This is a genomic window from Streptomyces sp. NPDC059456, from assembly GCF_042750055.1.
Classification (GTDB): domain Bacteria; phylum Actinomycetota; class Actinomycetes; order Streptomycetales; family Streptomycetaceae; genus Streptomyces.
This window is the reverse complement of the sequence record NZ_JBHYVA010000322.1, coordinates 1-9,132: the sequence shown is the minus strand read 5'-3', so window position 1 is coordinate 9,132 and position 9,132 is coordinate 1. Positions and strand designations below refer to the sequence as shown.

At 71.7% G+C, this 9,132-nt stretch carries 11 protein-coding genes; 4 read left to right on the top strand and 7 right to left on the bottom strand.

The window, feature by feature from the left end; genetic code table 11:
* A partial coding sequence (locus ACFXA3_RS25095) for a serine/threonine-protein kinase (RefSeq protein WP_385190382.1) occupies positions 1-1,050 on the bottom strand: 1,050 nt, incomplete at its 3' end.
* 49 nt (positions 1,051-1,099) lie between these two features.
* The gene (locus ACFXA3_RS25090; protein WP_385190380.1) at positions 1,100-1,630 is read right to left on the bottom strand and encodes a MarR family winged helix-turn-helix transcriptional regulator; all 531 of its coding nucleotides are present in this window, start codon (positions 1,628-1,630) and stop codon (positions 1,100-1,102) included.
* Here ACFXA3_RS25090 and ACFXA3_RS25085 point away from each other — a divergent pair.
* Positions 1,610-2,071 carry a carboxymuconolactone decarboxylase family protein gene (locus tag ACFXA3_RS25085; protein ID WP_385190377.1) on the top strand — a complete coding sequence of 154 codons (462 nt, stop codon included), beginning with the start codon at positions 1,610-1,612 and terminating at the stop codon, positions 2,069-2,071. The two genes, ACFXA3_RS25090 and ACFXA3_RS25085, sit on opposite strands and share 21 nt — an antisense overlap.
* Before the next feature lie 60 nt (positions 2,072-2,131).
* Here ACFXA3_RS25085 and ACFXA3_RS25080 read toward each other — a convergent pair whose 3' ends face one another.
* The 5 genes from ACFXA3_RS25080 to ACFXA3_RS25060 form a co-directional block, all read right to left on the bottom strand.
* Positions 2,132-2,587, bottom strand: coding sequence for a GNAT family N-acetyltransferase (locus tag ACFXA3_RS25080; RefSeq protein WP_385190374.1), 456 nt, complete (start codon positions 2,585-2,587; stop codon positions 2,132-2,134).
* A gap of 66 nt (positions 2,588-2,653) precedes the next feature.
* On the bottom strand, positions 2,654-3,253 hold the full coding sequence (locus ACFXA3_RS25075) for an ATP/GTP-binding protein (protein ID WP_385190371.1): 600 nt from the start codon (positions 3,251-3,253) through the stop codon (positions 2,654-2,656).
* Complete coding sequence (locus tag ACFXA3_RS25070; protein ID WP_385190369.1) at positions 3,240-3,614, bottom strand: DUF742 domain-containing protein; 375 nt, start codon at positions 3,612-3,614, stop codon at positions 3,240-3,242. The genes ACFXA3_RS25075 and ACFXA3_RS25070 overlap by 14 nt, the downstream gene beginning before the upstream one ends.
* Positions 3,614-4,036: a roadblock/LC7 domain-containing protein gene (locus ACFXA3_RS25065; RefSeq protein WP_376193741.1), complete on the bottom strand. Its 423-nt coding sequence runs from the start codon at positions 4,034-4,036 to the stop codon at positions 3,614-3,616. The genes ACFXA3_RS25070 and ACFXA3_RS25065 overlap by 1 nt, the downstream gene beginning before the upstream one ends.
* Positions 4,033-6,360 carry a nitrate- and nitrite sensing domain-containing protein gene (locus ACFXA3_RS25060; protein ID WP_385190366.1) on the bottom strand — a complete coding sequence of 776 codons (2,328 nt, stop codon included), beginning with the start codon at positions 6,358-6,360 and terminating at the stop codon, positions 4,033-4,035. The genes ACFXA3_RS25065 and ACFXA3_RS25060 overlap by 4 nt, the downstream gene beginning before the upstream one ends.
* Before the next feature lie 807 nt (positions 6,361-7,167).
* Between ACFXA3_RS25060 and ACFXA3_RS25055 the strand changes: the two genes are divergently transcribed.
* From ACFXA3_RS25055 to ACFXA3_RS25045, 3 genes are all read left to right on the top strand, one after another.
* On the top strand, positions 7,168-7,386 hold the full coding sequence (locus tag ACFXA3_RS25055; protein ID WP_054226891.1) for a hypothetical protein: 219 nt from the start codon (positions 7,168-7,170) through the stop codon (positions 7,384-7,386).
* Positions 7,383-8,288, top strand: coding sequence for a sigma factor-like helix-turn-helix DNA-binding protein (locus ACFXA3_RS25050; protein ID WP_385190364.1), 906 nt, complete (start codon positions 7,383-7,385; stop codon positions 8,286-8,288). Before ACFXA3_RS25055 ends, ACFXA3_RS25050 begins: the two co-directional genes overlap by 4 nt.
* Positions 8,285-9,132 (top strand): hypothetical protein (locus ACFXA3_RS25045; RefSeq protein ID WP_385190361.1); only part of this gene is annotated, 848 nt, incomplete at its 3' end. The genes ACFXA3_RS25050 and ACFXA3_RS25045, both read left to right, overlap by 4 nt.

Here is a 9,132-nt window from a genome sequence, read left to right as displayed (position 1 = left end):
ACCGCCCCCGGCTCGGCCGCCGGCACGACGGCTGCCGCGCCGCGGTCCGCGGCGGGGACGCCCGCCGCCCCCCCCGCCCCCCGCCCCCGGCGCCCACGCCCGCGCTCCGGTCCCGGCCGCCGCGACCCGCTCCAGCATCACGCGGGCTTGCTGAGCGGTGGGCCGGCTCGCAGGCTCCTTCGCCATCAGCGCCCGCAGTACCGGGGCGAGCGGCCCCGCCCGCCGGGGCTCCGGCAGCGGTTCGGAGACGATCGCGGCCATGGTGGACCACGCCGAGGTGCGGCGGAACGGCGAGACGCCCTCCACCGCCGCGTACAGGGTCATCCCGAGCGACCAGATGTCCGAGGCCGGGCCGGGCTCCTTGCCCTGGGCGCGCTCCGGCGGCAGGTAGTCGAGCGAGCCGACCAGCTGACCGCTGCGGGTCAGTTTCGCCATGGCCTCGTCCTCGGAGGCCTCCATGGTGGCGATGCCGAAGTCGGTGAGCACGACCCGGCCGTCATGCTCCAGCAGTACGTTCGCCGGCTTGACGTCACGGTGCAGGACCCCGGCCCGGTGCGCGGCGTCGAGCGCGTCCATCAGCTTGGCGCCGATCGCGGCGGCCTCGTACGGGTCGAGCCCACCGCGCTGCGTCACCACGTCGTCGAGGGAGGGTCCGTCGACGAGTTCCATGACGATGACCGGCCGGCCCTGCTCCTGGGTCACGTCGTGCACGGTGACCACCCCGCCGTGGCGGATGCGGGCGGCGGCCTGGGCCTCGCGTTCCATCCGGGTGCGCAGGCCGGCCAGTTCGGACTCGCTCGCGTCGGTGTAGGTCCGCAGCACCTTGACGGCGACCTCCCGGGCGAGCAGTTCGTCGACGGCCCGCGCGACCACTCCCATGCCGCCGCGGCCTATGACGGCAGTCACCCGGTAGCGTCCCCCGAGTACCTTGCCGACGAGGTTCCCGTCGTCGTCTCGCCCCTCTTGCCCCTCTTGGCCCGCTGGCACCGCATGCTCCGTTCCACGACCGGTCACTCGCGACGATGTGACCGGGCACCAGCGTAGATGCATGATCGGCGGCCAGACCGTGCGGCCCGTGCCCGTACCTCCGGTCCGGTCGTCACGCCCCGCCGAGCCAGCTCGTGGCGTCCAGCCGGAATGCCGTCTCCGCCGGTACGACGGTCCGCAGTGCGGCCTCCACGTCGCGTACGCGATCGATGCCGAGGGCCGTGGCCCACTCCGCCCTCAGCTCGTCGAAGATCCTTGCTGATCGGGCCAGGGCGTCGCGGCCGCGCGGGGTGAGGCGCACGAGCTTGCGGCGTGCGTCCGCGGGGTCGTCGGTGCGCTCGGCGTAGCCGACGGCGAGGAGGCGGTCCACGGTCTTGCCCGCGGCCTGCTTCGAGACGCCGAGTCGGCGCCCGATGTCGCTGGCCGTGGCCCCTTGCGCGCCGATGGCCTGCATGGCGAAGCCGTACGCGGGGCGCAGGTCGGGGTGGCCCTCGGTGGCGAGGCGGGCGTGGAGGCGGTCGATCAGGGTGCGGAAGCCGGCGAAGAGGAGCAGCGGCAGCTCGTATCCCGGTTCGTGTCCCTTGCCATCATCGACAACCTGGTTTACGTTTTCCTCGTCAGCATGGTCAACCATGTTGTCCATTCTAGTCCACCTCAGCTTGGAGCCGTCTTGCGCAACGACCTGACCGCCCGCACCGCCAACGCCGTGTCCCTCCTGAAGGAATCGCCGCACACCCTGGACGGGTTCCTGAAGCTCAGCGAGATCTTCGAGTCCACGACGCTGGACCCGCACTCCCGCGAGACCGTCATCCTGACCGTCGCCGCCCGCAACCAGTGCCACCTGTGCGTGGACATGCACGAGGCGAAGCTCGCCTCCCTGGGGCCGGCACCGGACCCGGAACGCCTGGAGGCCGTGGCGCAGTTCACCCTCCGGGTCCTCGCCTCGTCCGGTGCGGTGAGCGACGAGGAACTCGAGCGGTTCCACGGCTTCGGCTACACGCGCCAGAACGCCCTGGAGGTGGTCCTGGGCATCGGCACCTACACGGTGTCGACGTTCGCGAACCGGCTCACGCGCGCCGCGTGACGGGGCGTGCGTCGCCGACCCGGGCGGCCGGTGCGAGGCGGCCGCGAGCGGAGTCCGCGCTCAGACGCCGGGAGCCATGTCGTACGTGACCCACATGGTGCGGGTGGCCACCTGGTCGTACTTCGACCGTGCGCGGTGGTTGTCGTCGGCGGTGATCCAGCGGACCACGCTCCAGCCGCGCTCGGCAGCGAGCCCGCGCAGGGCGCCGAGCAGTTCGTCGGCGGCGCCGGAGCCGCGGTGTTCTGGCGCCACGAACAGGTCGTCGAGGAAGCAGCCGACCGTCGCGGAGAGCGGACGGGAGAACGGGCGGTAGTGGGCCAGGCCGACGAGCCGCCCGGCGGCGTTCTCGGCGACGAGGGCGCTGACCTCGTGGCCGGGGTCGGTCACCCAGGCCCACACGGTCGCGGCCGCTTCCTCGGTTTGCTCCACTGCGTAGAAATCGGCGTAGCCGCGGTAGAGGACGCGCCACTGGGCGAAGTCCTCCGCCTGAACGGCGCGCACGGTGATGTCGGACATGTGACGGATTCCCATCATCGAAGGAATGAGGTGCGGAGGAGCGTGGGCGCTCCTCGCCCTGCCCGGTCAGGCGCTCGCCGCGGTCCGGGCCTCGGCGATGACCACGTCGAGCAGGGTCAGCATGGCGTCGCGCGCGTCGGAGCGGGAACGGGCGTCGAGCAGCAGAACGGGCGTGGCCGGATCGCGCAGGTGCAGCGCGGCGGCGATCTCCTGCGCGGTGTACGGCTGCTCGCCGTGGAAGCAGTTCGCGCCGACGACGAACGGCAGTCCCCGGCTCTCGAAGAAGTCGATGGCCGGGAAGCCGCGGTCCAGGCGCCGCGTGTCGACGAGCACGAGTGCACCGAGGGCCCCGTTCAGCAGGTCGTCCCACATGAACCAGAACCGCTCCTGGCCGGGTGTGCCGAACAGGTAGAGGACGACTCCGGCGTCGGCGAGGGTGATCCTGCCGAAGTCCATCGCGACGGTCGTCAGCGACTTCGACTCGATGCCGTCGAGGTCGTCGACACCGACTCCCGCGCTGGTGAGGCGCTCCTCTGTACGCAGCGGCTCGATCTCGGAGACCGCCTCGACCAGAGTGGTCTTGCCGACTCCGAATCCACCGGCGACGAGGATCTTGACAGGGGATGGTTCCCGGGCAGGAGCATCGGAGGTGTCATATCCGGGCAAGGTTGTCCCTGATTTTCATGAGCAGGTGGACATTGGTGGTCTCGGACTTCTCCAGGGGCGGCCGATGGCGGACGAGCCCCCGGTCCGCGAGTTCGCCCAGGAGGAGCGTCATCGGGGTGAGGCGCATGTGCATGCGTGCGGCGATCTCGGCGACCGCCAGTCCGCCCGATGGCGCGCACATGGCAAGGATGGCGCGCCATTCGGTGGGCAGGCCGCTGAGGGCGTCGTCCTCGGTGACCGCCGCCACGATGGTGGTGTCCATGGTGAGGACGGTCTGCGGAGCGGCGGCCGTACGTCCGTCGGTCAGCGCGTACAGCCGGGTCCGGCGCAGGCTTCGGCGACCCTGCGGCTCCTGCGGCATTACGACGTCGACGCCGGTGCCGACGTCGGCAGCGGGGAGCGGTCGGGGGTGCCCAGCCACTCGCCGAGCGCCTGGGCGGTCCGTACCGCCTCGCCCCCCAGCTCCCCGAGGCGGGCCTTGCGGGACGTCACCACGATGAGCGTGCTGCCCTCCCCGCAGCCGACGATGCAGAGATAGCGGTCGCTCATCTCCACCAGCTGGCGGATGACCCCGCCGCCGCCGACCTCCCTCGATATCGCCTTCATCGTGGCGGCGATCCCGGAGGACGCGGCGGCGATGCGCTCCGCCTGGTCCCGTTCGAGCAGGTAGGCGCTGAGCTTGATCCCGTCGTTGGACAGGAGCACGGCTCCCTGGATGCCGGCGATCCGGCTCAGGTTGTTGTCCAGGACGCTGTAGATCATGTCGTTGGCTGTCGTGGTCATGGCTGATCCTGTCTGAGCTCTGCTTCCACTTTCTGGGTCCCCTCTTCGTAGTCCGCCCAGGCGTCGGCCACCTCTTCGGGGGTCGCCGCGTCCGGGCCGGCGTCCGGCTCCGGGGCGCGGTGCCCGCGGAGTTGCCGGGTGAGATGGGTCTGCGGGACGCGCTCGGGCAGGGGCGGCCGCGCGCCGTCCCCGTGCCCGGCGCGGGCGGACGGCGCCCGCCCGGTCTGCGGCCGCACGGGCTCGGGTGCGCTGGCCGGCCGGACTTCGAGGGCGGGTGCCCGTACGGGGGTGAGGACGGCGGCGGGCTCCTGATCCCGGCCGGGTGCCGGCGCGGGCTCCGGATTCCGGTCGGCTGCGGGCGCGGGTTCCCGATCCGGGTCGGGTGCCGGCGCGGGCTCCGGCAGCCGCTCGCCCTCCCGTCCGGCCGGCACGAGCAGCTCGCCGGGCAGGTTCACCACGGCCGCCGTCCCCCCGTACACCGAGCGCCGCAGCGTGACCCGGGCCTGGAGCTGGTCGGCCAGGTGACCCACCACGAAGAGGCCCAGCCGGTGCGCGTTCTCGGCGAGGACGGAGTACGGCGGTGCGGTGTGCAGTCGCCGGTTCATCTCCTCGTACCCGGCAGCCGCCACGCGCGGTCCGCGGTCCTCGATCTCGATCGACAGCCCGTCCGCCGCCAGTTCGGCGCGCACGACCACCTTCGAGCGCGGCGGCGAGAAGCGGGTCGCGTTGTCCAGCAGCTCGGCCAGGAGGTGGCTGATCTGACTGATGACGTGCGGCTGCACGCTCGCCTCGTCCAGCGCATGGCGTTCGATCCGCCGGAAGTCCTCGACCTCCGCGGCGGCTTCCCGCAGCAGGTCGGCCAGGCGCATGGGCTCGGTGTGCGGGTCCGGGATCTCGCCTCCGGCGAGGATGAGCAGGTTCTCGATCTGGCGCCGCATGCCCACCGTCAACTGGTCGGACCGCATCAACTGGGCCAGGAGCACCTCGTCGTGGCCGAAGGCGTCCTGGAGTTCCTCGGTCAGGCTCAGCTGGCGGCTGACGAGGTTTCCGGTACGTGCGGCGATGCCCGAGGCGAAGAGACCGAACCCGTGGCGCTCGGCCGCGAGCTGCCGGTGTCCGTCGACGGACACGGCGACGACCCGGGCGAAGGCGTCGCTGATCCGCCCGACCTCGTCCTGGTGCCCGCCCACGGCCGGCAACGCCTCGGTGTCGACGGCCTGACCGCGCTGGAGCCGCGCCACCACCCGGGGCAGTGTCTCCTCGGCGATGGCGACCGTACGGGTGTGCAGGCGGCTCAGCCTGCGCAGCACCGACCGGGTGGTGAGGACGACGACCCCGATGACCAGCAGCAGGGCGCCGCCGCTCCCGCCGACCAGCCAGTACACCTCGGTCTCCAGCTCGGAGGCCTTCGCATCGGCGTGCGCGAGCACGCTCCGCGACCGGTCGGCGTTGAGCGCGGCCAACTGCGGCGCGAACGCGTCGTGCGCGGCACGCCAGCCGGCCACATCGGCCGGCAGTTTCACTCCGGACGCGGTGTCCTGGTGGTTGCTGACGACCGCGTTCTCGATGCGGATCTTGGTGCGCCAGGCGTCCGAGGCGGTGAGCTTGTCGTAGGCGGCCTGCTCCGTGGGCGACAGATACGGCACGATCCAGCTGTCGTACAGGTACCGGTGGGTGCCGAGGGCGTCGAGCAGCCCGGAGAACCCGGTGGACGCCAGCTCCCTGGACGGCCCGGCCAGGGCGAGGAGGGTGTCCTCGCGCGCGACCATCTCCGCCGCGGAGAACAGGGCGACGGCGGGTCTGCTCTCCTGGGCGAGTTCCGCGTCGTCCGCGTGGCTGAATTCATACTGGTAGGCGCGGATGATGTCGTCGATGAGGCCGGTGTAGTAGTCGACCACCTGATCGGCGCTGCCGCTGTGGGCGTCCGCGCGCTTGCGGAACGCGGTGAGCTGCTCGAGTCGGACGCCCACCTCGTCGAGCTGGCCGTCGGTCTGCCCGGAGGGCTGCGCGGCGCCGCTGCCGCCGCTGCCGCCGCCCGAGACCTGCCGGAGCGCCGCCGCGGCACGGTCCGTCGCCGCCCGCTTCTCCCGTAGGACGTCCTCAGAGACGGACGTGCCCGCCCACCGCGCCGCCGTGGTCGCCCGCTCCGCCTGCAGCTCGCTCATGAGCCCGACCAGCGGTACGCCGATGCGCTCGCCGGCTTCCACATCGGTGCGCAGGTGCTCGGACTGGGTCAGCAACCGCTGGGCGGTCACGGTCACCTGGGCGGCCATCGCCACGGTCGGGACGACGGCCAGGCAGATCAGCAGCGTGCGCAGGCGCACGGTGCGGCGGCGCCGACGGGGTGGCCGGCTTGGTGGACCTGCGGGTTCCATCGGAGACATCGGTCCTCGGGGGCGGTGCAGCGGGGAGGGACCCACGGACGGCCGAGCCCGGTCCTCGGGAGAGGGCATGGGGGAACTGCTCGTGCGGCCCCGTGGGGTGAGGGTGCCGACCGATCATATCCAGCCATTCCGAATATACGGAGAGCTTACTTCCCTGATCATGCATGGTATGGGGTGCCGATGTGCCACCGGCAGTCCTCCGCCCGGCACCGGGGCCGGCACCGTCGGGACCGGTACCGCCAAGGCCGGTGCCGGTGCGGTTGTTTCCCGTGTGCTCGCGGGGTGCTTCGGGTGGGGCGCGTGTCGGTGGTGTGGGCTACCGTCATGGCGTCCCGTGGGATGCTCCGTTCCCGCCTGGCCCCTACGTCAGGTCAGGCGGGAACGTCTGAGCCGAGCCACGCCCCTCTTATCGGCACGGAGGCGAGGCCTCTTCCGGATGGAAGACCGACACCGAGGTGTCCTGTGTCCATTGGTAGGGGTGCGCGCGTGGAATGCAAGGAAAACCGGGAACTTTCGCTGTTCCGTGGGGCTGACGTGTTGTCACCTGGGCAGGAACGGTCGGCCTTGTTCACGGAACCGACATTTCGCGGACGCCATTGTTCCGCGAATCCATGATCACGTGGCGTAGCGCAGAGGTGACGGTCCATGATGTGCCTCCCAACTACCGGCTCGGCACCCGGCAGTTGGGGTGACTTCGACGCGGGCCCCGGATGGCCGCGCACCTTCGACCGATACCTGGAGGTCTGCATGGACCGAAAGCACGTAGTGATCCTCCTCGCCTTGCTGATAGTGCTCACCTGGAGCGTGGCGATGACCATGATGGGGCAGGTCGCCGCGATCACCGCGCTGGCACCCGCCCTGGGCCTGACGGTTCAGCAGGTCTTCCACGTGACGCGTTCGCGCGCCGCGACGGCCTCGGGGCACCGCGTGACGGCGGTGCCCGACAAGGAGGACGACGCCCCGTGAGCACCCCCTTCGAGCCCGAGTACTCGGCCTCCGGCCCGGTCCCCGGCGGGCGTCCGGGCCGCAAGCTCGGCCCGATCGCCACCGGCGTGAGCAGCACCCACCGGGCCTGGCTGGAGCCGACCCGCGACCGCTACCTCGCCAGCGGCCTGACACTCGCCGAAATGAGCGGCCGGGTCCCGCTCGCGAAGTCCAAGCTGTCCGAGCTCATGCGCGGTGTCGGTCTCTACCCGCGCTGGGAACTCCTGGAGGGCATCGCCGGCGTCCTGCAGATGCCGGTCTGGCCCCTGCAGCGCCTGTGGCGGCAGGCGGCCCTGGACGCGCAGAAGAGCCGGGAATGGATCGAGAGATCCGCGGGGAGCCCTCCGGTGACCACGAGCGCGGTCGTACCGCCGCTGGAACACGGCGCGTTCCGCGAGACCGTCGAGGACGCCTACCGGCGCTACTGCCGGGTCTTCCTCTTCGACGACCCGTGCGAGGCCGCTGTCGCGGACACCTTCGACCTGCTGTGGCTGTCCTGGAACGGCGCCCTGGCCAGCCCTGACATGCGCCACTACGCGTGGAAGATCCTGCGGGCCACCGTCATGGCGAAGACCCCGCACGTGGACGGCCGCCCCGACCTCGGGCACGCCGCGTTCGACACCGTCGCCCTGCGGACCATGACCGACGTGGCCGCCGGCATGGCACAGATGGCCGAGAGCCTGGAGCTGTTCAAGGCCATCAGCCGGCTGCCCGAAGTCCCGCTCGACGTCGTGGTCCTGCGCAGCCTGTGCGGATTCACCCCCGAGGAGACATCGGGACTGCTCGGGCTGTCCAAGCCCACGGTGCAGTCCTCGGAGCGCTATGCCGAAAGGTTTCTCGACAACATCTTCGACCCACCCGACACCGAAGGGCCCACCGAATGACACCCGTACAAGACCTGCTCTCCCGGGCGCTGCTCGTCCGTGAGCGAGCTGCGGTACCCCGGGACGTCGTGCAGCCCCCGGCCGTCCCCTGCGAGACCGACCCCCGCCAGAGCGTCGCACCGGGGGACGCCGCCCGCGGCTTCAACGCCGCGGCCGAGGACCTGCGCGTGCTGTGCGAGACGCTCGTCAGCCACACGCCCGCCGAAGCGGTTGCCGGTTTCGTCACCGAGCAGGTGCCCGAGCCCCGCAGCGCGCTGGTCCTGGCCTGTGTGCTGCAGCTGACCGAGAGCGATGACGGGGCGCGGTTCTGGTGGCAGTACGCGGCCGGTGCGGGCCAGGCGGCCGCCGCGTACTGCCTGTACCTGCACCACCTGTCCCTCGGCGAGGACGAGGCGGCCAGCTGGTGGCACGGCCAGACCGACGACGTCCAGCCCCCGCCCCAGGACCCGGAGGACCTGATCACCAGCGCCTCCACCACCACGATCCTGCGGGTCCTGCACCACCTCGCCAAGCAGATCACCCGCACCCGCTCCGCCACCGTCACCGGGCTCATGGACTACATGCCCACCGCCGTCGCCTCGGCCTACCTCCGCGAGCCCGACATCGAACTGCCGATGCCCGGGCCCGGCTTCTCCGGGAAGGTCAGGTCCCTGCTCGCCGAAGCCTACGACCGGCCCAGGGCTCCCGGCAGCCTGCCCGAACGCCCCGAGCGCCGGGCACGCGCCGGGCGGCCCGCGCCGGGCAGCGGCCGGCTGCGCCGGTCGATCCGGGTAGCCGCCCGGTCTCTTAAACACAAATCCCAGCCCACCAGACCCCATGCGATCTCGGCGGGGGGCGGGGGGGT